The organism is Kitasatospora sp. NPDC036934, assembly GCF_055608425.1.
Genome location: NZ_JBVJQR010000046.1, coordinates 1 through 23,936, shown reverse-complemented (window position 1 = coordinate 23,936; position 23,936 = coordinate 1). Strand labels below are relative to the sequence as shown.

Here is a 23,936-nt window from a genome sequence, read left to right as displayed (position 1 = left end):
GATGGGCGGTCTGCCGGGCCGGTTTTGGTTGTTTGGGCTTTTCCCCTGTCCCGGGTCGGCGGGCTGGTGACCCCCCCTTTTCCGGATATCTCCCCGGCCCGCAGGCGTCCTTCGGCCGCCGGTCGGCCGACGCGGCGTCAGCCCTCGCCGGAGAAGACGAAGTCCCGTGCGTTCGCCTGCACCGCGTCGACCAGGGACGCCTGGTGGAGCGAGTTCTCGGTCCACTCCGGCGGACGCTCGCCCCCCAGCACCGCCTGGGCGAAGGCCCGGACGATGTTGGCGAACTGGTCGTCCGGGGGCAGCACGATCTGCTCCAGGTGGTCCTGCCGCTCGATGCTGACCACGGGCTGGTGCGTCGCCGGAGGCGTGAAGACGCGGTTCAGCCAGAGCCGCCCGAGGCTGCCCCGGAACTCGTAGCTGTTGGTGTACGAGTGCTCCATGCCGAAGACCAGCTGCGCGGTGACGCCCTGGTCGGTGGTCAGCAGGGCGTTGCCCCCGACGACCACGTCCCGGGAGCGCTCGCGGCGGAACACCGCGCCCGCGACGTCCAGCCCCGGGCCGAGGAACAGCCCGGCCGCGCGGATCGGGTAGACGCCGATGTCCAGCAGTGCCCCGCCGCCCACCGCCGCCTGGTAGCGGATGTCGCCCTGGGGCTTGGGCGGGATCGTGAAGCTCGCGGAGAACGACCGGACCTCCCCGATGACGCCGTCGGCCAGCAGGTCGGCGACCCGCCGGTGCTGGTGGTGGTGGAGGAACATGAAGTTCTCCATCAGCAGCAGGCCCTGCTCGTCGGCGATCCGGAAGAGCCGCTCGGCCTGCTTCCGGTCGGTGGTCAGCGGCTTCTCCGCGAGCACGTGCTTGCCGGCCCGCAGCGCCTGCTCGATCCAGTCGGCGTGCAGGACGGCCGGCAGCGGGATGTACACCGCGTCGACGTCGTCGCGCTCCAGCAGGTTGACGTAGCCCTCGACCGGGTCGCCCCCGAAGCGGTCGGTGAACTGCCGGGCCTTCTCCTCCTGCCGGCTGGCGATGGCCGTGACCGCGATGAGGGGTTCGGCGGCCAGGGCCGGCAGCGTGCGCCGCCAGGCGATGTCGGCACACCCGATCACCCCGACTCGGACCGGTCTGGCATTCCCCGCTTGCTCCATCGGAACTCCTTGAACGAGGTTTCGGTCGGTGGACGGCCGCTGGGGCCGGTTACGGGGCACCTCAGCGAGCGAGTGGGGCGGTGAACGCCAGAGCCTGCTCGTAGGTCGGGAGCAGCCCCAGGGCGGCGGCCTCGGCGAGGGTCGGTGCCGCCGCGTCCTTCTCGGACATGATCGGAGGGCCTTCCAGGTCCCGGTCCCAGGGGATGCCTATGGCCGGGTCGAACGCCTGGATGTCGAGCATGGTGCCCGGTACGTACTCGGCGCCGCAGAGATAGTTCATGCAGGTGTCGTCGGTCAGTGCGAGGAAGGCGTGCCCGATGCCGTCCGAGAGGTAGACACCGATTCCGGAGTCGGCCTCCTGGAGCGTCATGTCGAACGTCCCGAAGGTCGGGGAGCCGACCCGCAGATCGACCGCGACGTCGAGCGCCGCCCCCCGGACGCAGGTGACCAGTTTGGTCTGGCCGGGCGGAATGGTGGTGCCGTGGATTCCGCGCACCGTGTTCTTCTTCGATACCGAGTAATTCACCTGGCGGATCTCGAAATGGTGGCCGGTCTGCTGGAGCAGTTCGGTGACCCGCCACGCCTCGTAGAATTTACCCCGGCGGTCCGGAATGTGTCTCGTGCCGATCCGGTACGCACCGGGAATCGACATCTCGGTGATATCCATACTGTCCACAACGGCCTCCTCCGGCTGAACGGGTGGGGGCCCCGCCACGGGCTGGGCGGGGTCAGGCGGTGTGCGCCTGCGCCAACCGGTCGTGGCGGGCACGGATGACGCTGAGGTTGTCGAGCCTGTCGTGCAGGATGTACTCGTGGGTCTCCTGGAGGAATCGGCACGGCTCCAGCCCCAGCTCCGTGCGGATCTGGTTCCGGGCGGCCTGGTACACCTCCAGGGCGTCCGCCCGCCGGCCGGACAGACTGAGCGCCTCCATGAGGAACGCGTGGAACTTCTCCCGCAGCGGGTACTCGGAGATCAGCGAGTAGAGGATGCGCACGGCCTCGCTGGTCTCGTTCGCCGAGAGCAGCGAACGGGCCAGCATCTCGAGGCACTCGACCCGCAGTTCCTCCGCCCAGTTGGCGAACTCCCGGATGATCGGGCCCTCGTAGGACGTCGCCTGGACCGGCTCGCGCCACAGCCGGAGCGCCTCGGTGAGGGTCTGGGCGGCCGCGGTGTACCGGTGCATGCCCATCTGCACCCGGCCCTTCTCCGACAGGGCCAGGAACAGTTCCAGGTCGAGCTCGTCGTGTCCGAGGTTCAGGACGTAGCCGGGGGTGCGGGTGGTGATGACGCCTTCGTTCCGCGAGAACCGGTTGAGGATCTTGCGTAACTGCGAAACGTACACATGAATCGATGCCCGGGCCCGGACGGGCGGCGACTCTCCCCATAACTCCCTGGTCAGCTGGTCCAGCGAGAGGATCTGGCCGTTGCGGATCAGCAGCGTCCGCAGGAGCATCTCCATCTTGTGCGTGCCCACCGGCGGCGAATCGTTGTCGATGGCAATGCGCACCGGGCCAAGGATTTCGTATCTCAAGCTCAGGCCTCCCCCAATAACTCCCGGCGAGAATGGTGCCGATGATCGAAAGGATGAAGTAGGCGAGAACGGCTGTCCGTGGATAGCGGTCGCCGGTATCGTCACCCCTCGCCAGGAATCTGATCTGAGTTGAACGTGCCAAAAGGAACTCTAGCAAGGTCGACCGGCGACGGCCTACAGAGATCGTTCTGTGATCTAGATCACACTGGTCGAGTGAGTGGTCGCAGCTGGGGTTTTATCAGAATTTTAGTGGTGTAACCGATATTCAGTCGCGCTGCTTCTGTCCATTTCGGACAGGCGTGCTTGACGTTGACGTTCAAAGGTGCTGGGCGCCACTCTCGGGGGTTTCGGGGGCTTTCGGCGAAGGGTTCGTGGAGGATGGCGCGGGGGAGTTTGGGCCGGGCCCACGGGCCGTGGACGAGCGGAAACACGGCGGGCCCGCAGGGCGTGCCCGACCGGGAAGACCAAGGGGCCGGTGGCCGTCGCCCCCTCCCGCCACGCGGGCCACAGAGGTTCCGCCGTGTCGTGCAACCCCCCACTCCCGGGCGACCGGTCCCGTTTATCCGGATAAGCCGGAGGCGGTGTTGACAGTGGGCGGATAATCCGCCGTTGCCCCACCGTCGGATGTTCCGAACGAAGGTGCGGGGGCTGGCGGGGCGGCGCAGGCTGGAAGGAGCGTGACGGCCCGGCCGAGTCCGACCGGGCCGCCGGTACGGGGGGTTTCGGGAGGTGGGACATCCGATGGGCAGGCTGCAGGAGCAGATCGAGATCAACGCCCCGGCCGAGGACGTCTGGGCGCAGCTGCACCGCTTCGACCAGTACCCGGAGTTCGTGGACGGCGTGCGCAGCGCGTTCGCGGAGCACGACAACCGGGCGCACTTCGACGTCGGCGTCGGCGGTGAGCGGCGCGGCTTCGAGACCGAGCTCACCGATCGTGGCGCCGAGCAGGTGCTGGCCTGGCAGACGGTCGGCGGCAGCCCGGAGCTGAAAGGCGCTTTCACCGTGAGGGAGTTGGACGGCGGGCACTGCGCGTTGCAGGCGCGGCTGGAGTACGACGGGGCGGAACTGCAGGAGGCGTTCGGCGGCCCGAAGGGGTTCGCGCAGGTGCGGGCCGTCGAGGAGGCGGTGCGGACGGATCTGGAGCAGTTCAAGGAGTTGGTGGAGAACAGGTAGGCCGGCCGGGGCGAACGGTCGGCCGGGGATTCCGCTCCGGCCCGTCCCGAGTGTGGTCGGCGGCTATCCGGCCTCGGGTGTGGGCAGATTCGTTCGGACATGCCGAGCGAAGGGGGCCCACGATGGCCGCAGTGCACGAATCCGTTCTGGACGCGATCGGCGGGACGCCGCTGATCCGCCTCGCCCGTCTCGGCGCCGGGATCGCCGCGCCGATCTATGCCAAGGCGGAGTTCCTCAACATCGGTGGCAGCGTGAAGGACCGGGCCGCCCTGTCGATGGTCCTGGCCGCCGAGCGGGACGGACTGCTGAGGCCGGGCGGGACGATCATCTAGTCGACCTCCGGGAACACCGGCATCGGGCTGGCCCTGGTCGGGCGGCAGCGGGGGTACCGGGTGATCGCCGGAGTGTCCGACAAGGCGGCGCCGGAGAAGGCGGACATCCTGCGGGCGTACGGCGCCGAAGTGGTGCTCGCGATGACCTCGGTGGCGCGGGAGGATCCGCGGCACCTGTTCAACGTGGTCACGCGGTTGTCCGAGGAGATCCCCGGCGCCTGGCTGGCCAATCAGTACGACAACCCGGCCAACCCCGATGCCCATGTCCGGACCACCGGCCCGGAGGTCTGGGAGCAGACCGGCGGCCGGGTGACCCACTTCGTCGCGGGCGTCGGCACCGGCGGCACCGTCACCGGCACCGGCGGGTACCTGAAGCAGGTGTCCGGCGGGGCCGTGACCGTGATCGGCGCGGACCCGGAGTCCTCCTCGTACGGCGGCGGGGACGGCAGCCCGTGGTTCGTCGAGAGCATCGGCCACTTCCTCCACCCCGAGACGGTCGAGGACCGCTGGCCGCAGGCCTACCGCTCGGAGGTGGTCGACTCCTTCGAGCGGATCCCGGACCGCGAGTCACTCCTGATGGCACGTCAACTCGCGAGGGAGGAGGGCCTGCTGGCCGGTCCGTCCTCCGGTACGGCGGTGGCGGCGGCGCTGCGGGTGGCGCGCGGGCTGGGGCCGGAGGACGTGGTCGTGGTGCTGCTGCCGGACTCGGGGCGGTCCTACCTGTCCAAGGTGCACAGTGACGTGTGGATGCGGGAGTGGGGTTTCCTGGAGGAGGAGGGGGACGGCTTGCGGGTGCTGCTGGACGCCGCCGGAGCGCTGGTGACGGTCGGGGCGGATGCGAGCGTCGCCGAGGCGCTGGCGGCGTTGCGGGCCGCACCGGGCGGGGTGGTGCCGGTGGTGCTGCCGCGGGCGGCGCGGCCGTACGGGGTGGCCGCGGGGGAGGTGATCGGCTCGGTGTCCCGGGAGGTGCTGGCGGCGGCGCTGGCCGACGGCGGGGCCAAGCCGGACGGCCCGGTGCGCCCGCTGCTCGGGCCGGCCCTGCCGACGGTGGGGGTCGGGCAGTCGGCGGCGCGGGCCCGGGCGGCGCTGGCGGGCGGCCACCCGGCCGTGGTGGTCCTGGTGGACGGCCGGCTGGCGGGGGTGCTGTCGCGGGACCTGCTGAGCTAGCGGAACCCGCCGAGCCGGCACGGCCTGGCGCCACCCGCTGAGCCGGCGTGACCTGTTGAGCCGGCCGGCCTCAAGGGGCCTGACTGTCCTGCGGGGTCGCCAGGACGGCGAGGATGACCCGGTTCAGGGTGCGGTCGAAGGCCTGGTCCGGGTCGGCCGGCGGGCCGGCGGTGGCGAAGGCGTGGGCGAGGTTGGGGTAGGCGCCGCTCATCGCCGCCTGGGTGAGGTAACCGACCATCTCCGCCTGCCACTTGGCGCCCGCGGCGGCCGTCTGCTCGTACTGGGCGAACTGGCAGATGAAGCCGTTGAACATCGCCATCGCCTCCATCCGCACCCCGCCCGGCAGGCCGGTGGGGGCGGTGACGGCGAGGAAGTGGTCGGTGTAGCGCAGGGCGTTGGGGCCGATGCCGGGGCGGGCGATGACCAGGCCGGGCAGCCACGGGTGGCGGCGGAAGATGGTGAGCTGCTCGTGGGCGAGGCTCGCGAGGTCGGCCCGGACGTCGCCGCTGGGCGACGGGGGCAGCCGGTACTCGCCGCAGGCGGCGTCGAGCATCAGGTCGAGCAGGTGCTCCTTCTTCGGCACGTAGTTGTAGAGCGACATGGTGCCCGCGCCGAGCGCGGCCGCGACCCGGCGCATCGAGACCGCGTCCAGGCCCTCGGCATCGGCGATCACGATCGCTGCCGCGGCGATCGAGTCGCGGCTGTGGGCGGGCCGGGGGCCGCGGCCGGCGCGCTCGGGGCGCAGCCAGATCAGCTCGGGGGCCTCGGGGGGCACCGGCTTCTGGGGTTCCTCGGGTCGCGCTGCACTGTTCGGGGGCTTGCTGGACGGCACTGGGAGATCACCTCGCTCCCATCTTAGATACGTACGACGTACGTAGTAGCATCATCCTCAGCTTCTACGTACGCTGTACCTAGAGAAGGGCAGAGTCATGTCCGATACCACCCGACCCGCAATCGAGATGGCGGGCGTCGAGAAGCGCTTCGGGGCCACCGAAGCCCTGCGCGGTCTCGACCTGACCGTCCCGGCCGGCACGGTCTGCGGCCTCCTCGGCCCCAACGGCGCCGGCAAGACCACCGCGGTGCGCGTCCTCGCCACCCTGGTCGCCCCCGACCGGGGCACCGTCCGGGTCGCCGGGTGCGACGCCGTCCGCGACGCCGAGGAGGTCCGGCGGGCGATCGGCCTGGCCGGGCAGCACGCCGCGCTGGACGAGGGCATCACCGGCCGCGACAACCTCCATCTGTTCGGCCGGCTGCACCGCCTCGGCGCCCGCCGGGCCCGGGCGCGCGCCGACGAACTGCTGACCCGCTTCGACCTCGCCGAGGCCGGCGACCGGCTGGTCCGCACCTACTCCGGCGGCATGCGCCGACGCCTCGACCTGATCGCCAGTCTGGTCACCAGCCCGCCGGTGCTCTTCCTGGACGAGCCCACCACCGGGCTCGACCCGCGCAGCCGTCAGGGAATCTGGGACACCGTCAAGGAGCTGGCCGACGGCGGCACCACCGTGCTGCTCACCACCCAGTACCTGGAGGAGGCCGACCGGCTGGCCGACGACGTCGTGGTGGTCGACCACGGCGCCGCGATCGCCACCGGCCCACCGGCCAGGCTCAAGGCGGCGATCGGCAGCCAGGTCTCCGTCACCCTGGCCGATCCGGGCCAACTCGGCGCCGCCGCCGTGGTGTTGTCCGCACTGTCCGGCGGTGACGCCCAGGTGGACCTGGCCGAGCGGGCGGTCACGGTGCTCACCGGTCCCGGGGTGAGCGTCCTGCTGCCCGCGCTGGTCCGGGGGTTGGACGCCGCCGGGGTCATCGCCGAGGACGTCGCCGTCCGGGCGCCCTCGCTGGACGACGTGTTCCTCGCGCTCACCGGGAAGTCCCGGGAGACCGCCGACCTGGGAAGGGCCGCCTGATGTCCTCCATCGTCCCCACTGCCGTCCCCACCGCCGCGCGCCCTTCGCTCGGCACCCGGCTGGTCGCCGACACCGGCACCTCGATGCTCCGCATCCTGCTCAACTACCGCCACTCGCCCGGCCTGTTGGCAGCCTCGCTGGGCGTGCCGGTGGTCATGGTGGTGGTCTTCGGCTACGTCTTCGGCAGCGCCATGCAGGTGCCCGGCGGCGGGGACTACCGGGAGTTCCTGATGCCCGGACTGTTCGCCATGGTCGCCACCAACGGCATCATGCCCACCATGGTCGGCGCCGCCCGCGACGTCGGTCGCGGGGTCACCGACCGGCTGCGCTCGATGCCGGTCTCCCGCACCGGGCTGCTGCTCGGACAGACCCTCGCCGACTTGCTGGTCACCGTGGTCGTCCTGACCCTGCTGGCACTGGTCGGGCTGGCCACGGGCTGGCGCGCCCGGCACGGCGCCGCCGACGCGCTGGAGGCGTTCGCTCTGCTGCTGCTCTTCCGGTTCGTGATGACCTGGGTTGGCACGCTGCTCGGCCTGGCCGTCGGCAAGGAGGCGGCGGCCGGCCAACTCTCCGTCGTCGTCTTCCCGTTGGCGATGGTCACCAACGCGTACGTGCCCACCGGAGGGATGCCCGGCTGGCTGCGGGTGATCGCCGACTGGAACCCGATCAGCTCGGTGGTGGAGGCCGCCCGCGAGCTGTTCGGCAACCCGGCGGCGCCCGGCACCGCCTGGCCGATGCAGCACGCCGTCCTGGCCACGCTGCTGTGGAGCGCCCTGCTGTTGGTGCTCTGCGGGCCGCTGGCCGTACGGAAGTTCGCCACCCACGGGCGGTGAACTCGGCCGTCGACGGGCGGTGACCCGCCCGTTCCGCCGAAATGTGCTGGACACCGTGGCCGGTGTGGCCTTAGGTGGGGCGCCATGGAGTACACCCACCTCGGCCGCACCGGCCTGACCGTCTCCCGCCTCTGCCTCGGCACCATGAACTTCGGCCCCCACACCGAGGAGGCCGACGCCCACCGCCTGATGGACACCGCCCACGAGCGCGGCATCAACTTCTTCGACACCGCCAACTCCTACGGCCGCGACCCCGAGGGCAACCTCAAGGGCCGCACCGAGGAGATCATCGGCCGCTGGTTCGCCCGGGGCGGCGGCCGCCGCGAGCGCACCGTGCTCGCCACCAAGGCCTACGCCGAGATGAGCGACTGGCCCAACGAGGGCCGGCTCTCCGCGCTCGCCGTCCGCAAGGCCGTCGAGGCCAGCCTGCGGCGGCTGCAGACCGACCACATCGACCTGTACCAGATGCACCACATCGACCGGGACACGCCCTGGGAGGAGATCTGGCAGGCGATGGAGGTGCTGGTCGCCCAGGGCAAGATCATCTACGTCGGCTCCAGCAACTTCGCCGGCTGGCACCTCGCCCAGGCCCAGGAGGCCGCCCGCTCCCGGAACTTCCTCGGTCTGGTCAGCGAGCAGTCCCTCTACAACCTGCTCGACCGGGCGATCGAACTGGAGGTCATCCCGGCCCTCCAGCACTACGGCCTCGGCCTGCTCCCGTGGTCCCCGCTGCGCAGCGGCCTGCTCGGTGGCATCCTGCGCAAGGAACGCGAGGGCACCCGGGTGCGCGGCGCCCTCGGCTACGCGAACGAGCAGCTGGAGAAGTACCGCGAGCAGCTCCAGGCCTACGAGGACTTCGCCGCCGAACTCGGCACCGACCCGGCCGAGCTCGCGCTCGCCTGGCTGCTCTCCCGCCCCGCCGTCACCGCCCCCATCATCGGCCCCCGCACCCCGGCCCACCTCGACGCCGCCCTCGCGGCCCTCGACCTGAAGCTGGACCAGAAGACCCTGGACCGCCTCGACGAACTCTTCCCCGGCCACAAGCCCGCCCCGGAGGACTACGCCTGGTAGGCCATGGCGGCCTCGGCCCCCGGTCGGGAGGTCGAGGCCGGCCCGGCGACCCGCCCTGCTGTGGTAGCAAGGCAGGCATGACGGAGCGGAGTGCGTACCACCACGGGGCGCTGCCGGAGGCGTTGGTGGCGGCGGCGTTCGAGGTGGTGGACGAGCAGGGGCAGGAGAAGGTCAGCGTACGGGAGGTGGCGCGCCGGGCGGGGGTGTCGGCGGGGGCGCCGTTCCGGCACTTCGCGGACCGGCGGGCGCTGTTGACCGCGGTGGCGGACCGGGTGCTGGCGGACTTCGCGCGCTGGCAGGAGGCGGAGGTGGTGGCCGCCGAGGCGGTCGGGGGGTCGGCGATGCGGGCGCTCGGGCTGGGGTTCGTGCGGTACGCGCTGCGCCATCCGCGACGGTTCGAGCTGGTGCGCTCGCGGGTGTTCACGGCCGCCGGGGACCCGGAGCTGCGGGAGCGGGTGGACGGCCTGGAGCGGGCGTTCGCCGGGCTGATCGCGGCGGACCAGGCGGCGGGCCGGGTGGGGCCCGGCGACCCGGAGCTGGTGCTGCTGTCCGGGCAGGCGCTGGTGTACGGGCTGGCGCAGATGATCGTGGACGGCTACCTGCCGGCCGAGCGGGCGGAGGAGCTGGCCGTCCGGGTGCTGGACACCTTCCGTGCGGGGATCGCCGGGACCGTCAACCAGCTTGAGCGGTAAAGGAATTGTGGTTGCAGCGAGTCTTGACCGGTCCGGTGCGCGCTGATGTAATCGCCGATCACATGAGGGCGAGTCGGGGGAGGCGCAGATGCCGTTGTTCGCCAAGCCACTGCCGGGCTACACCACCGCCGGTGCCACCGGCGACACCGTGGTGCTGCTGATCGGCATGCGGATCAACCGGTTCTGGGCGTTGCACCACTGGGGCCCGGTGATGTTCGCGATGTTCCGGATGCTGTACGAGCTGCGCCGCAGCCCCGAACGGGGCCTGCGCGGGCGCATACTGCTCACCGCCTCGCCGCGGACGTACTACGTCGTCCAGTACTGGGAGTCGAAGGAGCACCTGTACCGCTACGCGAGCGCACCGGACGGCTTCCACCACACGGTGTGGGGCATCGCCAACCGGATGGTGCGGGAGGGGAAGACGCACCGGCACGTCGGGCTCTGGCACGAGACGTACGTCGTGCCGGAGGGCGGCTACGAGTCGATCTACTTCGACATGCCGGCCTTCGGCCTGGCCGGCGCCACCGGCCAGCTGCCGCTGGAGGCGCGCGGCCGGCACGCCGCCCAGCGCCTGGCCTTCCGGTCGGACGGCGGGAAGGGCACCCAGACGGAGGCGGACACGGACGCCCGGCCGGACGGCGGCAAGGACGACACCCAGGTGGAGGCCGAGGGGGACGCCCGGGCGGAGGCTCCAGGAGTGTCGTGAGTCCGTCCGGCCGCCCCGGTGTGGGAGCGTCGGGGGATGGTCGATCAGGGCGGCGCCGCGCGACCGGCGCGGGTGGTGCACGAGGTGCCGTACCGGGCGCAGTGGGAGTCCGCGGAGCTGGTGCGGGACATCGTGGACGGGCGGCTGGACGCGGCGCGCGACCCGCGCTGGGGCCAGTCGGGGGCGGCCACCCCGGAGGAGTACGCGTGGTGGTCCTGGCGGCTGTGCGGGGTGGCCTGTCTGCGGATGGCGTTGGAGCACTGGTGGGGTGTGACCCCGGCGGCGATGGTGCTGGCGGCCGAGTGTCTGGCCGCCGGTGCGTACGTCCGGGACGGTGAGAGCCTGCGCGGACTGGTCCACACGCCGTTCGCCGACTACGCCCGGCGGCGCTGGGGACTGGCGGCCCGGGCCGCCGAGCTGACGCCAGCCCAGGTGGGGGCCGAGGTGGCCGGCGGGCGACTGGTGATGCTGTCGGTGCACCCGTCGATCCGGGAGCCGGACGGCCCGGAGCCGGTCCGGCGCGGCGGCCACCTGGTGCTGGCGGTTGGCGCCACCGAGACGGCGCTGCTGATCCACAACCCCTCCGGGTTCCCGGGGGAGTCGCAGGCCTTCGCGCGGGTGCCGTGGCGCTCCTTCGGGCCGTTCTACGCCGGGCGGGGGATCGTGCTCGGCCCGCCCGGCGCCGTCGGGGGCCGGGTGTCGGCCGGTCGGGGATCGACCGGCCAGGGGTCGGCCGGTAGTCCGGGGTAGCGGGGCCGGTAGGCCGGGGTGGCCGTGCATCGACCGGCCGTGCATCGACCTGACCGGCATCGACCTGACCGGCATCGACCTGACCGGCATCGACCTGACCGGCATCGGCCGGCCAGGACCGGCCGGCCAGGACCGGCCGGTGGCCCGGGGTGGCGGTCAGCCGTTGTCCGGCAGCCCCACCGGATAGAACGGCAGGCCGCTCCGGCACAGTGCCGAGATCGGCTTCAACGCGCCGGCCAGCGTGTCGAGTTCGGCCCGCGGATAGTCCTCCCAGACCCGGGCGGCGGCCAGGTCGGTGGCCGCCTCCAGGGACTGGTGACGGATCCGGCCGAGTTCGGTGACCGCGCCGGCGGCGGTCAGCCAGCCGCGCTCGACCAGGCGACCGGCGGCGGCCTCCCACTCGGCGTCCGTCCAGCCGCGCACCGGCTGGAGCTGCTCGCGCCGCATGTCCATCGCGCAGCGGATCACCAGCGCCTCGCAGCCGTCCAGCCCGGCGGTGACCAGCGCGGCCACATGGCCGTCCCCGCGGTGCTCGCGCATCACGGTGGCGGCCCGCCAGAGCCGCTCGTAGAGCCCGGTCGGCGCCGGGAGCGCGGCGTTGGCGGCGGCCAGCACCCGGCCGACGCAGTCCAGTCGGGCCGCGGCCTGCTCCAGCGTCTCCACCGCCCGCTCGACCTGCGCGCGGTCCACGTGTTCCAGTAGCCGGGCCAGCGCGGCGCCCGCGCCCTTGCCGCGGGCTGCCAGCGCCTCCTCCGGGCTCGCCAGAGACCAGACCGCGGGCAGGGCGCGTTCGACCATCGCCGGGGCGAAGTTGAAGAACGCGGCGGTCGCCGGTGGGGCGTCCACCGCGCCGAGCGGTGCCGAGCGGCCGGCGAAGTAGCCGCGCCAGAAGCCGCGGAGCCCGGCCTCCTCGAAGGCGTCGCGACACTCGGGCTGGAAGTAGGTGACGGCGTGCACCGGCTCGAAGAGCCACCAGAGCGCGCGGGCGGGATGGACGAGATCGGCCATCGGGGACCTTCCTCGGGAGGAGCTCCGGGCGGGTGCGGGGGGCTCGACTGGTCGGCACGGCACAGCACGGCCACGCGGCCACCCGAGCGGCGGGGTTCGGGGCCGCTCGGGCGGGTGCGTGATCCGTTCACCTGCTGATGACCACCGGGTCGGCCCCGGTAATCCCCCGGCGGGGTGTGATGCCGGTCACTCGGATGCCGTGGAGGTGGCCGTGGGGGTGGCCGCGGGGGTGTGGGAAGGCGCGCGCGGGACTACGGCTGTACCGGCGGCATCGCCAGCGGGTTGACCGGCAGCTGGGCCCGGCAGAGCACCGCGATCGGCCGCAACAGGGCTGCCAGGCGGTCGAGCTCACCGTCCGGCAGGCCCTCCCAGATCCGGCCGGCGGCCAGGTCGGTGGCCGCCTCCAGGGACTGACGGCGGATCCGGCCGAGTTCGGTGACCGCGCCGGTGGCGGTCAGCCAGCCGCGCTCGGCCAGGCGGGCCGTGGCGGCCTCCCAGTCGGCGTCCGTCCAGCCGCGCATCGGCTGGAGCACCTCGCGGCGGGCGTCCACCGCGCAGTGCAGCACCGAGGCCTCGCAGCCGTCCAGCCCGGCCGCGACCAGTGCGGCCACATGGCCGTCCCCGCGGTGCTCGCGCAGCACGGTCGCGGCCTGCCACAGTCGCCCGTGGGCGTTCTCCGGCCGGGGGAGCGCGGCGTTGGCGGCGGCCAGCACCCGGCCGGCGCAGTCCAAGCGGGCCACCGCCCGCTCCAGTGCCGTCGCCGCCGATTCGATCCGCTCGGGCTCCACCGGCGCCAGTAGCCGGGTCAGCGCCGCCGCCGAGCCGGCCGTCCGGGCGGCGAGCGCCTGCTCGGGTCTCGCCGCGGTCCACACCTCGGGCAGGGCGCGTTCGACCATCGCCGGGGCGAAGCTGAAGAACGCGGCGGTCACCGGTGGGGCGTCCACCGCGCCCAACGGGGCCGAGCGGCCGGCGAAGTAGCCGCGCCAGCCGCCGTCCAGCCCGGCCGCCTCGAAGGCCGCCCGGCTCTCGGGCTGCAGGAAGGTGACGGCGTACACCGGCTCGTAGAGCCACCACAGGGCGCGGGCGGGGTGAACGGCGGGATCGGACATCGGGGGCCTTCCTGGACGGGGGCTCGACGGCTGCTGTGCTGTCCGTGAGGTCGGGGATGCGGCCGGCGGGTGCCGGGCCGCACAGGTGCTGATGGCCACCGCGACGGCCCCGGTAACCCCCGGGCCGGGTGTGATCACCGTCACGCGATGTACCAGGGGTGCGTCCGCCGGTGGCCGGGCGCGAGATGATGGGACGAAGCGCCTCCGGGCGTCCAGCCCTCGCAAGCCCCCGCACGAAGGTAGTCGGCCATGCCCCAGATCAGCCCCAGCATCCTGTCCGCGGACTTCGCCCGGCTCGCCGACGAGGCCGAGGCCGTCCGGGGCTCCGACTGGCTGCACGTGGACGTCATGGACAACCACTTCGTGCCGAACCTGACCCTGGGCGTCCCGGTGGTCGAGTCGCTCGCCCGGGCCACCGACATCCCGCTCGACTGTCACCTGATGATCGAGGACCCGGACCGCTGGGCCCCGCAATTCGTCGAGGCCGGCGCCGGCTCCATCACCTTCCACGTCGAGGCCGCCGCCGCGCCCGTCCGGCTGGCCCGTGAGATCCGCGCCAAGGGCGCCCGCGCCTCGATGGCGCTCAAGCCGGGCACCCCGATCGAGCCGTACGAGGACCTGCTGCCCGAGCTGGACATGCTGCTGATCATGACGGTCGAGCCCGGCTTCGGCGGCCAGGCCTTCCTGGACATCATGCTGCCCAAGATCCGCCGCACCCGGGAGCTGATCGCCAAGCACGACCTGGAGCTGTGGCTGCAGGTCGACGGCGGCGTCTCCGCGGCCACCATCGAGCGCTGCGCCGAGGCCGGCGCGGACGTCTTCGTCGCCGGCTCGGCCGTCTACGGGGCCGAGGACCCGGCCGCGGCCGTCCGCAACCTGCGCGAGCTGGCCGCCAAGGCCTCTGTCGACGCCTGGTGGGCCTGCGAGCACTGAGATCGGCTCTGCGGGACCGGTCCCGCAGGACCGCAGGGCGTCGGGCGTCGGGCCCGGGGCCGCCGGATGGCCGGGCGCGGGTGGAGGAACGTCGCACCGTGGCGGATGATCGGTGACGGTGCGACCCCTCTCCCGCCCGGCCCTCCTCGTACGGTGGTGGAACCGCGATGAGCAACCTCGACCTCAGGCCCGCCCCGACCGACTGCGGCCGCGAGGCCAGCGGCGGACCAGTGAAGGATCTGCTGACGGGTCGTCGAGTACCGCTCGGTGAGAGCACGGTGGTCCGCCGGCTGCTCCCCAACCTGGGCCGCAGGATGGTCGGCGCCTGGTGCTTCGTGGACCACTACGGCCCCGATGACATCGCCGGCGAGCCCGGCATGCAGGTGCCGCCACACCCCCACATGGGCCTGCAGACGGTCAGCTGGCTCCACCAGGGCGAGGTGCTGCACCGCGACAGCCTCGGCAGCCTGCAGACCGTCCGGCCGTACGAACTGGGCCTGATGACCTCCGGCCGGGCGATCTCCCACTCCGAGGAGTCCCCGCGCCCGCACGCCCGCTTCCTGCACGGCGCCCAGCTCTGGGTCGCCCTGCCGGACGCCCGCCGGCACACCGCCCCCTCGTTCGAGCACCACCCCGAACTGCCCGAGGTCACCGCCCCGGGCCTGCGCGCCACCGTCATCCTCGGCACCCTGGACACCGCCACCTCGCCCGGCACCACCCACACCCCGCTGGTCGGCGCCGACCTGGCCCTCACCGACGGGACGGACCTCCGGCTCCCACTGGTCCCCGGGTTCGAGTACGCCGTCCTCGCCATGACCGGCCGGATCGACGTCGACGGCGTCCCGGTCGAACCCGGCTCCATGCTCTACCTCGGCTGCGGCCGCCGCGAACTCCCGCTCCTCGCCCGCTCCGACGCCTCGGTGCTGCTCCTCGGCGGCGAGCCCTTCGACGAGCGGATCGTCATGTGGTGGAACTTCATCGGCCGATCCGGTGAGGAGATCGTACAGGCACGAAACGACTGGGAGAAGGGTGTTCGGTTCGGCGAGGTGCACGGCTACGACGGCGCCCGACTGCCGGCTCCGGAGCTTCCGTTGATTCCACTGAAGGCGCGCGGTCGGGTGCGCTGACCTGCGGGAACGGCCTTCGCCGTGGTCTGCGAAGCCGCGCTGGCGGTGGATGTGTCGGGAGTGGCCTGGGCTCGTCGCGAACTGAAGCCGGCTGTCCGGAGGGCGACCCCGACAGATCGGAATCAAGGGCTCGGTGAATCTCAAGTGTGACTGCCTGTGGCAGGGTTTGATCGGATCGATGCTGACTTTTTGCTGACATTTCTGATGGAGCGTCAGATTTTTCGGGGCGGCGAAGTTCGAGCGCGTGACATCGAGGTTCGAGTGATCAGGGGCGGTGTGCACTGGCTCGCGGCCACAACGTCCTGCGAGCTGGCTAGGTGTATTGACCCGCAGGGTTGTTGACGCGGCTGATCGGGGGTTGGCCTCCGAGTGCGGTGTGGCAGCGATGGTAGTTGTACTGGTGCAGGAAGTCGGTCAGGGCGGCGGTGCGTTCGTCGTGCTGGTGTAGGCGCGCTGGTAGGCCCATTCTTCGAGGAGGGTGCGGTTGAAGCGTTCGACCTTGCCGTTGGTCTGTGGCCGGTAGGGGCGTATGCGTTTGTGGGCGATGTCGGCATCGGTCAGGGTCCGGGTGAAGAGCCTGGACTTGTAGCAGGAGCCGTTGTCGGTCAGGACGCGTTCGACGGTGATGCCGTGGCCGGCGAAGAAGGCGTGTGCGCGCTGCCAGAACGCGGCCGCGGTGTCCTGGCGCTCGTCGGTGATGACCTCGCTGTAAGCGAGGCGGGTGTGGTCGTCCACGGCCGAGTGGACGAAGCTGTAGCCGATCACCGGCGTGCGGCTGCTGCGTTCGGTGGTGGTCGCCTGGCGGTTGCGGTCGCCAGCCTCGCGGCCGACCGTGCGCCAGCCGCCTCCGTCCGGGATGTTGCCGAGTTTCTTGATGTCGACGTGGACGAGTTCGCCCGGACGCTCGCGTTCGTAGCGGCGTATCGGTTCGCCGCTGGCCGGTCGAGCCAGGCGAGGCGGTTGAGGCCGTGGCGGGCCAGGATCCGGTGCACCGTCGAGGCCGGGATGCCGAGGATCGGGCCGATCCGGGCCGGGCCGAGCTTTCGTTCCCGCCTGAGCTCGCAGACCCGGGCCTCGGCGGCGGCGGGTGTGCGGTGCGGGGTGGAGAGGGGCCTGCTGGAGCGGTCCAGCAGGCCCGTCTCGCCCTCGGCCCGCCAGCGCCGCACCCACTTGTGGGCGGTGGCCCGGGAGACGCCCATCTCGGCCGCGACGTGCGCGACCGGTCGGCCGGAGCGGACACGATCCACCAGGAGCCGCCTGCCGTGCACGGTCAAGCGGGCATTACGGTGGGACACGAAGACCTCCGTATGTGGTGTGGAGCCTAGGCACCTCCACCACACCGGAGGTCCACCGGAAACGAACGGCCTTGGCGCCCTGAAACCCGGTACAGCACGGCGCCGGCGCTGACCGTCAGACTGCCCGGCGGATTCGTCACCTTGGGTTCTGGCCCGTCGCTCAGGCAGCGGGCCAGAACCCAAGATCGTCACGAATCCTCCCGGGCGGTCGGTGGTGGCCCGCCGGAGCCCTCTCATGACCGGGCTCCCCCTCGAACCGAGGAAGTGCACCTCCACCCATGCCCTTTGACCGCAGGCTAGTTACCGACCCCTACCCGGCACTGGCCAGGTTGCGGGCACAAGCTCCCGTTCATCGGATTCGGATGGCTGACGGCGTGTCGTGGATGTTCACCCATGACGCCGACGTACGACGAGCCTTCACCGACCCACGCCTGACAGTGGAGCGCCCCACCACCCACGCCGGGAGCGGCGGCTTCATGCTGCCCGCCCCGCTGGCGGACAACCTCCTGAGCCGTGACGGAGCGGGACATACCCGGCTGCGGCGTATCACCGCGCCGGCCTTCTCCGCCCGCCACAGCGAAACTCTGCGCCCCCGCGTCAGAGTCGTCACCGAGCGGCTCCTGTCCGGCCTCACCCGGCGCACCGCCTTCGACCTGATCGCCGACTTCGCCATCCCCCTGCCGACGACCATCGTCGCCGACCTGCTCGGCCTCCCCGCCCGTAAACGCCCCGAGCTCGCCCACTGGACCACGGCCATGGTCACCCATACCCGCCACGACCAACTCGACCAGGCCGTCACAGGCGTCCACCAACTCCTCACTCACCACCTCACCCGACACCACCACCCCACCGACGGACTGCTCGCGTCGTGGGCCCGCACCCACCACCGCATAACCCCCGACGAACTCCTCTCCCTCGCCTTCCAAATCTGGTGGGCTGGCATCGAGAACATCACCCACGCCATCGCCCACAGCGCCCACCTCCTCCTCACCCACCCCCACCACGCCCACGCCCTGCGCACCCACCCCCACCTTCTGCCGTCAGCGGTGGAAGAACTCCTCCGTCACAGCGCCCCCACCGCCCTGGCCGTCCCGCGTTTCGCCCGCCAGGACCTCACCATCGCCGGCACCCCGATACGCGCCGGAGAAACGGTCCTGCTCAGCCTCGCCTCCGCCAACCGCGACGGAGCCCGCCACACCGACCCCGACCGCTTCGACCCCACCCGGACCTGTACCTCTCACCTCGCCTTCGGCCGCGGCCCCCACCATTGCCCCGGCGCGGCCCTGGCCCGCATCCAACTCCACACCGCCCTCACCCACTTGCTGCACCTACCGGGCCTCAGCCTCGCCGACCCCACCAGCCCCATACGCCGAAGGACGTCCCTGCGACTGCACGGCATCACCGAACTGCCCCTCACCCACAGCCCGGCGCGCGCGTACCCTCCTGCGCCCATGGTCGGCGGACCGGGCTGACGCCCTCCGTACCTGCACGCCATAGGCAGGCGGTCATCAGGAATCTCCTCGCCAAGAGTGGGCCGCAGTCCAGCTGCCGGGCATGCGTGCCCGCCGTGATCACTGTCGACCTGGAGATCCGCCACGAATTTCCGCGCTCCAGCGAACTGCGTCGTGAGGACAACGATGAACCACGGAGCTCTCCGCCCGTCGGCCAACACCCAGCAAGATCGTCATTGGTCTTCTAGTAGTACTTCGTTAGGTTGTTTTGATCTTGGTGCTGTATGTCCGGCATGCTGGTCGGCGTGGACTTGGGGGAGATCGAGAAGCTTCGCGGCGAGTTAGCCGCGTTTGTGGCCGAGGTGTTCGCCTCGGTGTCGCGGAAGGACACGCGCGGATGGGGCGACTGCTACCTGCGTGGGTTGATGTTGGACGGTCGTAGGAAGTCGATCCAGCCGATGGCGGAGCGGCTGCCGGACGGGGACATGCAGGCCTTGCAGCAGTTTGTGAACCAGTCGCCGTGGGACCACGCTCAGGTGCTGCGGGCGGTGGCCGTCAAGACGGTCCCGGTGGTCGACCCGGTGGTGTGGGTGATCAACGCCTCCCGTACAGCGGGGGAAGCTCATTGCCCTGGATGTTGAAGAGCGAGAGGCCTTGCGAGCTGGCGGCAGCCGATGCGGGACCGGCGGCGACGAGGAGCGCGGCGCTGGCGAGTCCGGCGTCGGTCAGCATGCGGCGGATGGTGTTGGTCATGCCCTGGGCAACGAGCCGGCACCGCCGTCGGGTACTGGCACGCAGGCGGGTCCGCCCGGCTGGTCGACTTCGGCAGCGAGATGGCGCGCATAGGTGTCGAGGTCGGCGGCGATCGGTCGGAGTTCCCAGGCACGGTCGTTGCGGCGTTGGGAAAGGGTCTCCGTAATCGAGACGATGAGCGGACCGCGGGAGGGGTGTGCTGCGGCGCGCGCTTGCTGGACGAGCGGAGCTTGATGGTGGTGGCCCTGGGTGACGTCCATCCAGATTAGGACGGCGGCGGTGTCGCGGCGGACATGGTCGAAGCGTCGGCCGGTGCGTTCTGGCAGGTGCTCGCGCAAGCGGTGCCAGTCTGCTTCGGGCAGGGACCAGGTGGTGAGGGCGTGACGGCGCCGGTGGTAGTTGACCAGGTGCGGCGCCGAGTCCAGATGGTCGGCGAGTCGTTGGAGGCCGACGCTCAGTTCGGTGGCGGCTCCTGCGGCAGTCAGGCCGCGGCGGACGTCGAACAGCGACCACTGCGCTGTGGCCCACGGCAGGTCGAGCCGGGCGGCGCCGTGCCGCAGTGATCCGCCCGCGATCATCTGGACCAGGTGGATGGGCACGGCCCGCCTCAGTGCCCGGTGTGCGTCGACCGGGGCGTCGAAGTGCTGGTGGAGCCAGTGCTCGGGCAGGAGTTGCGGGACATGAGTAGCCGTTGCTCTATCGATCTTGGCGATCGTGAGTTCGAGTCTGCCGACTCGGTCGGGTGATCTTCTGGTCGGCCGGGCATGAAAGTGGGGCCTCCCGCACAGCTCGTGGGCGTCGAATCCAGCCGGGCAACAGGAGGCCCCTGGTGCCGCAGGCTTCCGCCTCCGTGGCGTTGCCTTCCAACTCCGCATCCCTGTCGTGTGATTGCCTCGCTCACCGGCGCGGGAACGCCGGGGACCGGCCGCACAGGCGTCCGAGGTACCCCTCGGACATGACCGACGCGGAGTGGGCAGTGGTCCGCATACGCCGCCAGGAGGAGGGGCCGGGAGGACGGGGGATCTACGCCCCTGGCGCCCCGTCGTCCTCGACGGCGATGACTGCCCTCTCGACCGCGTGATGTCGTGGAAACGGCGCCGGGAGACCCTGGCGCGCATCCCGCATCGCATGTACCAGCAGAGGTGACATTCCGTGAACTCTCAAACGACACGACGGTTCTGCTCGTCGCGCCGCACGGCGACGACCGTCGCCATCGCCGTGGCCGCCAACGCCCTCGCGGTCGGCGCGCTCGCCCCGTCCGCCGTCGCCGCCCCGGGGGCCGCCAAGCCGGACGCCGTCCAGCAGCGCCTGAACGCGCTGGTCGACCCCGACCGCGTGCCCGGCGCGCTGGCCGCCGTCCGTGACGGGGCCGGTCGCATCCGTACCTACACCGCGGGGGTCGGGGACCGGGACACCGGTGCGAAGGTGCCCAGGGACGGCCAGGTGCGGATCGGCAGCGTCACCAAGACGTTCACCGCGGTGGTTGTGCTGCAACTGGTCGGTGAGGGCAAGATAGGCCTCGACGACCCGGTCGAGAAGTACCTGCCCGGTCTCGTGCGCGGGAAGGGCATCGACGGGCGCGACATCACGGTGCGTCAACTCCTGCAGCACACCGCCGGACTCCCCGAGTACGAGCCGGACGTCACCGAGTCCATCCTCCGGGGCCGCTACCTCTCGCCCCGCGACGCCCTGGACATCGCACTCCGGCACGAAGCGGCCTTCCGTCCGGGCACGGCCTGGGGGTACAGCAGCACGAACTACTTGGTGGCCGGCCTGGTCGTGGAGAAGGTCACCGGCCGTCCCCTCGCCGAGACTGTCGACAGGCGCGTCATCCAGCCCATCGGGCTGCGCCACACCTACTTTCCCGCCCCTGGCGAGACCACCTTCCGGGAGCGCCACCCCCAGGGCTACCGCACGGACGGCCCGGGCGGATCGCTGCGTGACGTCACCGAGATCGACCCCTCCGCGGCCTGGGCGGGCGGCGCGATGGTGTCCACCGACTCCGACCTCGCCACGTTCTTCTCCGAGCTCATGCGCGGCCACCGCCTCCTCGATGACCCCCAGCTCCAGCAGATGCGTGCCACCGTCGATACGGGGCACCCCGGCTTCCGCATCGGACTGGGGATTGTGCCGGCGACGCTGTCCTGCGGCACGACCGTGTGGTTCCACAACGGCGGCATCCCGGGCTACGGCACCTGGAGTGCCGCCACCGAGGACGGACGCGCCGCCAGCGTCACGCTGACCGTCGAGCCGACCGGCGCCAGCGACCTGGCTCCCGCCCTCGGCGCCGTCGACGCGGCCCTGTGCCCCTGAGAAGCCGTTGCCGTAACGATTTTGATGGACGCGGGTTCGACTGGTGTGGCTCGGTCGGGTGATCTCGCTGCTTACCGGGCATGAGAAGCCGTTGCCGTACCGGTCATGGTGAGCATCGGTTCGGAAGGACGGGGCGGGCAGCCGGAGGGTTACTGCCACCGGCAGCTGCTGGACGCGGTCCGCTACCTGGTCGACAGCGCGATCAAGTGGCGGGCGATGCCGGCTGACTTCCCTGCCTGGGACCGCGTTTACGCCTTCGTGCGGCGGTGGCGGGCACGGAGCCTGCTGGCCGAGTTGCACGACCGGCTGCGGGGCCTGGTGCGCGAGGACGCCGGCCGGGACCCGGAGCCGACCGCGGCGGTGATCGACGCACAGTCGCTGCGGGCGGCGGCCACGGTCCCGGCGTCCTCACGCGGGTACGACGGGGCGAAGAAGGTGCCGGGGCGCAAGCGTCACATCGTGGTCGACTGCCTCGGACTGCTGCTGGCCGTGCTGGTCACCGCCGCGAACGTGACGGACCGGGACGCAGCGATGCCGCTGCTAGAGCATGTGCGGGCCCGTTGCCGGAAGATCGTCCTGCTCTGGGCCGACGGTGGCTACGCGGGCTGCTTGGTCACCTGGGCGAATCAGGCACTGCGACTGACCCTTGAGATCGCCAGGCGAAGCGACGACGCGTCCGCTTCGTGGTGCTGCCGAGGCGCTGGGTGGTCGAACGCACGCTGAGCTGGCTGATGCGCTCGCGGCGCCTGGTGCGTGACTACGAGACGCTGCCCGCCGTCCACGAGCAGATGGTGCTCTGGTCGATGACGATGCTCATGACGAGGCGCCTGGCCCGGCGGCGAGCGTGAACCTGCCCGGGGACGGCTCGACGGCCCAGCCTCGGTCCGCCAGCCGCTTCATCTTCGACCGCACGCCCTCCACGCTCGCCGGGACCGGGGCCAACCCCAGGACAGCGGCAACCTCCTGACAAGTCATCTCCCCGTCTCCATCCGCCCTGCGTTCGGCCAGAACAGAAAGGATGCGCTGGTAGTCCACAGCCAGCACGTCTGCCACCAACGCGGGCCGCCATACCGGGACGATCGAGCCCGCACGAGCCGCCCTCGGCGGGCGGACCTCGGCCGGCGTGTCCGGAACGGGTTCCGGCTCCGACGCGGAGGGCTCTTCAGGTTCCGGGCCGGCCACACCGGCATCCCGGGGATGCGGTGCGGACAGGACCTCGCCGACCCGCTGGCGGGCGATCAGCCACTCCTGCCAATCCGTCTCCGCCTCCGCGAGTTCAGCGAGCACCCGGTCCGCCGCCTCCCGCAGCCCCTCGACGCGCTCTCGCGCAGCCAGTTCCCGCTCCTCCAGCAGACCCACGACCGACGCCATCCCGGCACCTCCACCGACGAGAAAACCCGATGCCCCGAGCCTGCCCCGCCCATGTCGAAGTCATGCCTGAGCTGCGGAAACACGCCGATCTAGTTCGGTACGACAACGGCTTCTCAGGGGCGCCCCCGCGTTCGCCCGGCAGGCCGAGGGCGACGGTGCCCTCGCTTGCGTACTCCGGATCGGGACGGGTGATGTTGACCAACTCGGTGTGACGGTCCGCTGGGGTGTTGCCCCGAACAGGGGCCTACCCGGCTGCCTGGATCACGTCGTAAATCTTGTAATCGGGGATCTGGATGTCCAGGGACCTGGCGGTCGTGGGAGCGGTGGGCTTCCCGGGGGTGTAGGTCGCGACGGCGTTCCCGTTCGCGTCGACGACCGGGAGTTCTCCGGGGACCGCGTTGCCGCCGGTGACAACGAGAACGGCCGCGCCGTCGACGTAGCGCAGGCTCAGTGTGCCGGTCTCCGTGGTGGGCTGTGTCGCGGGGATGACGAGGTCCGATCCCTCGGCTGCGGCTGCGGCTGCGGCTGCGGCTGCGTCGGAATCGGGGCTGCTGCCGCCGGTGATGTCGGTGGGTGTGATGTCAGGCATGTTGGATCCCAATCTGCGGTTCTTGACGATGTAGGGCGCGTGGAGTCTTCCACTCCGGTCACAGGTCCATGCGCGGGTGATGCGCCGTCATGGGCCGACCCTGACCCGAATCGGCAGAATCATCCTGCGCCGCTCCCCAGATTGAGCTCGGGTTCGCCCAGGCTGGTACCAAATCTGACGGACAGGTGATGCCAAGTGATGGCACACAAGATGCATCGCCCCGGGGCCTTTAGAAGTCATCTCATTTGGGTGAGTAGACTCCGGGCGTGCTGATCGTGGAGCGTCTGGTGCCGGACGAGTTGTGGGAGCTGTTCCAGTTGGTGGTGCCGGAGGCGCCGACGCGTCCGCAGGGTGGTGGTCGGCGTCGCCATGGGGATCGGGAGGTTCTGGCGGCGATCGTGTTCGTCGCGACCTCTGGCTGCACCTGGGCCCAACTGCCGCCTTGCTTCGGCCCGTCCGGGCCGACTGCTCATCGCCGCTTCACCGAGTGGAGCAAGGCTCGGGTATGGGCGAAGCTCCACCGCGTCGTCCTGGACGAGCTGGGCTCGCGGGGCGAGCTGGACTGGTCGAGGTGCGTGGTCGAGTCGGTGAACATGCGAGCCCTGAAAAGGGGGAGCTGACGGGTCCGAATCCTGTGGATCGAGGCAAGTACGGGTCGAAGATCCACCTGCTCACCGAA

General features: G+C 71.4%; 22 protein-coding genes and 4 pseudogenes. 16 read left to right on the top strand and 10 right to left on the bottom strand.

Annotation, left to right across the window (positions count from 1 at the left end; genetic code table 11):
* Window positions 1-137: 137 nt before the first annotated feature.
* The 3 genes from ACZ7BZ_RS36540 to ACZ7BZ_RS36530 form a co-directional block, all read right to left on the bottom strand.
* A complete protein-coding gene (locus tag ACZ7BZ_RS36540; RefSeq protein WP_470362122.1) occupies window positions 138-1,145 on the bottom strand; it encodes a Gfo/Idh/MocA family protein in 1,008 nt (335 codons plus the stop codon).
* A 61-nt stretch (window positions 1,146-1,206) separates the two neighbouring features.
* Entirely contained in the window at window positions 1,207-1,812 is a 606-nt protein-coding gene (locus tag ACZ7BZ_RS36535; protein WP_380454737.1) for a dTDP-4-dehydrorhamnose 3,5-epimerase family protein, read from the bottom strand.
* 61 nt (window positions 1,813-1,873) lie between these two features.
* Window positions 1,874-2,653 (bottom strand): AfsR/SARP family transcriptional regulator, encoded by a 780-nt coding sequence (locus ACZ7BZ_RS36530; protein WP_470362121.1) that lies wholly within the window; start codon window positions 2,651-2,653, stop codon window positions 1,874-1,876.
* Between the two features lie 765 nt (window positions 2,654-3,418).
* Here ACZ7BZ_RS36530 and ACZ7BZ_RS36525 point away from each other — a divergent pair.
* Both ACZ7BZ_RS36525 and ACZ7BZ_RS36520 read left to right on the top strand, forming a co-directional pair.
* Window positions 3,419-3,850, top strand: coding sequence for an SRPBCC family protein (locus ACZ7BZ_RS36525; protein WP_470362120.1), 432 nt, complete (start codon window positions 3,419-3,421; stop codon window positions 3,848-3,850).
* Window positions 3,851-3,972: 122 nt separating this feature from the next.
* A pseudogene (locus ACZ7BZ_RS36520) lies at window positions 3,973-5,349 on the top strand (pyridoxal-phosphate dependent enzyme).
* 70 nt (window positions 5,350-5,419) lie between these two features.
* Here the strand turns inward: ACZ7BZ_RS36520 and ACZ7BZ_RS36515 are convergent.
* Complete coding sequence (locus ACZ7BZ_RS36515; protein WP_470362119.1) at window positions 5,420-6,124, bottom strand: TetR/AcrR family transcriptional regulator; 705 nt, start codon at window positions 6,122-6,124, stop codon at window positions 5,420-5,422.
* A gap of 154 nt (window positions 6,125-6,278) precedes the next feature.
* On the opposite strand from ACZ7BZ_RS36515, the gene ACZ7BZ_RS36510 reads away from it, so the two are divergent.
* From ACZ7BZ_RS36510 to ACZ7BZ_RS36485, 6 genes are all read left to right on the top strand, one after another.
* Window positions 6,279-7,256 carry an ATP-binding cassette domain-containing protein gene (locus ACZ7BZ_RS36510; protein WP_470362118.1) on the top strand — a complete coding sequence of 326 codons (978 nt, stop codon included), beginning with the start codon at window positions 6,279-6,281 and terminating at the stop codon, window positions 7,254-7,256.
* Entirely contained in the window at window positions 7,256-8,089 is an 834-nt protein-coding gene (locus tag ACZ7BZ_RS36505; protein WP_470362117.1) for an ABC transporter permease, read from the top strand. The genes ACZ7BZ_RS36510 and ACZ7BZ_RS36505 overlap by 1 nt, the downstream gene beginning before the upstream one ends.
* A gap of 84 nt (window positions 8,090-8,173) precedes the next feature.
* Window positions 8,174-9,160 (top strand): aldo/keto reductase, encoded by a 987-nt coding sequence (locus ACZ7BZ_RS36500; protein WP_470362116.1) that lies wholly within the window; start codon window positions 8,174-8,176, stop codon window positions 9,158-9,160.
* A 77-nt stretch (window positions 9,161-9,237) separates the two neighbouring features.
* Window positions 9,238-9,852 carry a TetR/AcrR family transcriptional regulator gene (locus ACZ7BZ_RS36495; RefSeq protein WP_470362115.1) on the top strand — a complete coding sequence of 205 codons (615 nt, stop codon included), beginning with the start codon at window positions 9,238-9,240 and terminating at the stop codon, window positions 9,850-9,852.
* Between the two features lie 94 nt (window positions 9,853-9,946).
* Window positions 9,947-10,558, top strand: coding sequence for a DUF4188 domain-containing protein (locus tag ACZ7BZ_RS36490; RefSeq protein WP_470362130.1), 612 nt, complete (start codon window positions 9,947-9,949; stop codon window positions 10,556-10,558).
* A 36-nt stretch (window positions 10,559-10,594) separates the two neighbouring features.
* Window positions 10,595-11,308 (top strand): C39 family peptidase, encoded by a 714-nt coding sequence (locus tag ACZ7BZ_RS36485; protein WP_470362114.1) that lies wholly within the window; start codon window positions 10,595-10,597, stop codon window positions 11,306-11,308.
* Between the two features lie 156 nt (window positions 11,309-11,464).
* Here ACZ7BZ_RS36485 and ACZ7BZ_RS36480 read toward each other — a convergent pair whose 3' ends face one another.
* Window positions 11,465-12,316 carry an SCO6745 family protein gene (locus ACZ7BZ_RS36480; protein ID WP_470362113.1) on the bottom strand — a complete coding sequence of 284 codons (852 nt, stop codon included), beginning with the start codon at window positions 12,314-12,316 and terminating at the stop codon, window positions 11,465-11,467.
* 251 nt (window positions 12,317-12,567) lie between these two features.
* Window positions 12,568-13,425, bottom strand: coding sequence for an SCO6745 family protein (locus ACZ7BZ_RS36475; protein ID WP_470362112.1), 858 nt, complete (start codon window positions 13,423-13,425; stop codon window positions 12,568-12,570).
* A 249-nt stretch (window positions 13,426-13,674) separates the two neighbouring features.
* Between ACZ7BZ_RS36475 and rpe the strand changes: the two genes are divergently transcribed.
* Window positions 13,675-14,358, top strand: coding sequence for a ribulose-phosphate 3-epimerase (gene rpe, locus ACZ7BZ_RS36470; protein ID WP_470362111.1), 684 nt, complete (start codon window positions 13,675-13,677; stop codon window positions 14,356-14,358).
* A gap of 167 nt (window positions 14,359-14,525) precedes the next feature.
* A complete protein-coding gene (locus ACZ7BZ_RS36465) occupies window positions 14,526-15,485 on the top strand; it encodes a pirin family protein (RefSeq protein ID WP_470362110.1) in 960 nt (319 codons plus the stop codon).
* A 313-nt stretch (window positions 15,486-15,798) separates the two neighbouring features.
* Here the strand turns inward: ACZ7BZ_RS36465 and ACZ7BZ_RS36460 are convergent.
* Window positions 15,799-16,780: pseudogene (locus tag ACZ7BZ_RS36460) on the bottom strand (IS481 family transposase).
* Window positions 16,781-17,142: 362 nt separating this feature from the next.
* Between ACZ7BZ_RS36460 and ACZ7BZ_RS36455 the strand changes: the two are divergent.
* Both ACZ7BZ_RS36455 and ACZ7BZ_RS36450 read left to right on the top strand, forming a co-directional pair.
* A complete protein-coding gene (locus ACZ7BZ_RS36455) occupies window positions 17,143-18,252 on the top strand; it encodes a cytochrome P450 (protein WP_470362109.1) in 1,110 nt (369 codons plus the stop codon).
* A gap of 284 nt (window positions 18,253-18,536) precedes the next feature.
* Window positions 18,537-18,830, top strand: a pseudogene (locus ACZ7BZ_RS36450) (transposase); the annotation flags it as partial.
* Window positions 18,831-18,980: 150 nt separating this feature from the next.
* Here ACZ7BZ_RS36450 and ACZ7BZ_RS36445 read toward each other — a convergent pair.
* The gene (locus ACZ7BZ_RS36445) at window positions 18,981-19,583 is read right to left on the bottom strand and encodes a hypothetical protein (protein WP_470362108.1); all 603 of its coding nucleotides are present in this window, start codon (window positions 19,581-19,583) and stop codon (window positions 18,981-18,983) included.
* A gap of 553 nt (window positions 19,584-20,136) precedes the next feature.
* Between ACZ7BZ_RS36445 and ACZ7BZ_RS36440 the strand changes: the two genes are divergently transcribed.
* From ACZ7BZ_RS36440 to ACZ7BZ_RS36430, 3 genes are all read left to right on the top strand, one after another.
* A complete protein-coding gene (locus ACZ7BZ_RS36440) occupies window positions 20,137-21,297 on the top strand; it encodes a serine hydrolase domain-containing protein (protein ID WP_470362107.1) in 1,161 nt (386 codons plus the stop codon).
* Between the two features lie 105 nt (window positions 21,298-21,402).
* Window positions 21,403-22,020 carry an IS5 family transposase gene (locus ACZ7BZ_RS36435; RefSeq protein ID WP_470362106.1) on the top strand — a complete coding sequence of 206 codons (618 nt, stop codon included), beginning with the start codon at window positions 21,403-21,405 and terminating at the stop codon, window positions 22,018-22,020.
* Window positions 21,981-22,145, top strand: a complete 165-nt coding sequence (locus ACZ7BZ_RS36430) for a transposase (RefSeq protein ID WP_470362105.1) — start codon at window positions 21,981-21,983, stop codon at window positions 22,143-22,145. The genes ACZ7BZ_RS36435 and ACZ7BZ_RS36430 overlap by 40 nt, the downstream gene beginning before the upstream one ends.
* On the opposite strand, the gene ACZ7BZ_RS36425 is transcribed toward ACZ7BZ_RS36430, so the two are convergent.
* Both ACZ7BZ_RS36425 and ACZ7BZ_RS36420 read right to left on the bottom strand, forming a co-directional pair.
* On the bottom strand, window positions 22,111-22,668 hold the full coding sequence (locus tag ACZ7BZ_RS36425; protein WP_470362104.1) for a hypothetical protein: 558 nt from the start codon (window positions 22,666-22,668) through the stop codon (window positions 22,111-22,113). The genes ACZ7BZ_RS36430 and ACZ7BZ_RS36425 overlap by 35 nt on opposite strands.
* Before the next feature lie 244 nt (window positions 22,669-22,912).
* Window positions 22,913-23,257: a hypothetical protein gene (locus ACZ7BZ_RS36420; RefSeq protein WP_470362103.1), complete on the bottom strand. Its 345-nt coding sequence runs from the start codon at window positions 23,255-23,257 to the stop codon at window positions 22,913-22,915.
* Window positions 23,258-23,523: 266 nt separating this feature from the next.
* Here ACZ7BZ_RS36420 and ACZ7BZ_RS36415 point away from each other — a divergent pair.
* Window positions 23,524-23,936, top strand: a pseudogene (locus ACZ7BZ_RS36415) (transposase); the annotation flags it as partial.

Bases quoted from the DNA above. Each gene is read 5' to 3' on its own strand.
- ACZ7BZ_RS36540 (WP_470362122.1), bottom strand. From the start codon at position 1,145: ATGGAGCAAGCGGGGAATGCCAGACCGGTCCGAGTCGGGGTGATCGGG.
- ACZ7BZ_RS36535 (WP_380454737.1), bottom strand. From the start codon at position 1,812: ATGGATATCACCGAGATGTCGATTCCCGGTGCGTACCGGATCGGCACG.
- ACZ7BZ_RS36525 (WP_470362120.1), top strand. From the start codon at position 3,419: ATGGGCAGGCTGCAGGAGCAGATCGAGATCAACGCCCCGGCCGAGGAC.
- ACZ7BZ_RS36510 (WP_470362118.1), top strand. From the start codon at position 6,279: ATGTCCGATACCACCCGACCCGCAATCGAGATGGCGGGCGTCGAGAAG.
- ACZ7BZ_RS36505 (WP_470362117.1), top strand. From the start codon at position 7,256: ATGTCCTCCATCGTCCCCACTGCCGTCCCCACCGCCGCGCGCCCTTCG.
- ACZ7BZ_RS36500 (WP_470362116.1), top strand. From the start codon at position 8,174: ATGGAGTACACCCACCTCGGCCGCACCGGCCTGACCGTCTCCCGCCTC.
- ACZ7BZ_RS36495 (WP_470362115.1), top strand. From the start codon at position 9,238: ATGACGGAGCGGAGTGCGTACCACCACGGGGCGCTGCCGGAGGCGTTG.
- ACZ7BZ_RS36485 (WP_470362114.1), top strand. From the start codon at position 10,595: ATGGTCGATCAGGGCGGCGCCGCGCGACCGGCGCGGGTGGTGCACGAG.
- ACZ7BZ_RS36480 (WP_470362113.1), bottom strand. From the start codon at position 12,316: ATGGCCGATCTCGTCCATCCCGCCCGCGCGCTCTGGTGGCTCTTCGAG.
- ACZ7BZ_RS36475 (WP_470362112.1), bottom strand. From the start codon at position 13,425: ATGTCCGATCCCGCCGTTCACCCCGCCCGCGCCCTGTGGTGGCTCTAC.
- rpe (WP_470362111.1), top strand. From the start codon at position 13,675: ATGCCCCAGATCAGCCCCAGCATCCTGTCCGCGGACTTCGCCCGGCTC.
- ACZ7BZ_RS36465 (WP_470362110.1), top strand. From the start codon at position 14,526: ATGAGCAACCTCGACCTCAGGCCCGCCCCGACCGACTGCGGCCGCGAG.
- ACZ7BZ_RS36455 (WP_470362109.1), top strand. From the start codon at position 17,143: ATGGCTGACGGCGTGTCGTGGATGTTCACCCATGACGCCGACGTACGA.
- ACZ7BZ_RS36435 (WP_470362106.1), top strand. From the start codon at position 21,403: ATGGTGAGCATCGGTTCGGAAGGACGGGGCGGGCAGCCGGAGGGTTAC.
- ACZ7BZ_RS36425 (WP_470362104.1), bottom strand. From the start codon at position 22,668: ATGGCGTCGGTCGTGGGTCTGCTGGAGGAGCGGGAACTGGCTGCGCGA.
- ACZ7BZ_RS36420 (WP_470362103.1), bottom strand. From the start codon at position 23,257: ATGCCTGACATCACACCCACCGACATCACCGGCGGCAGCAGCCCCGAT.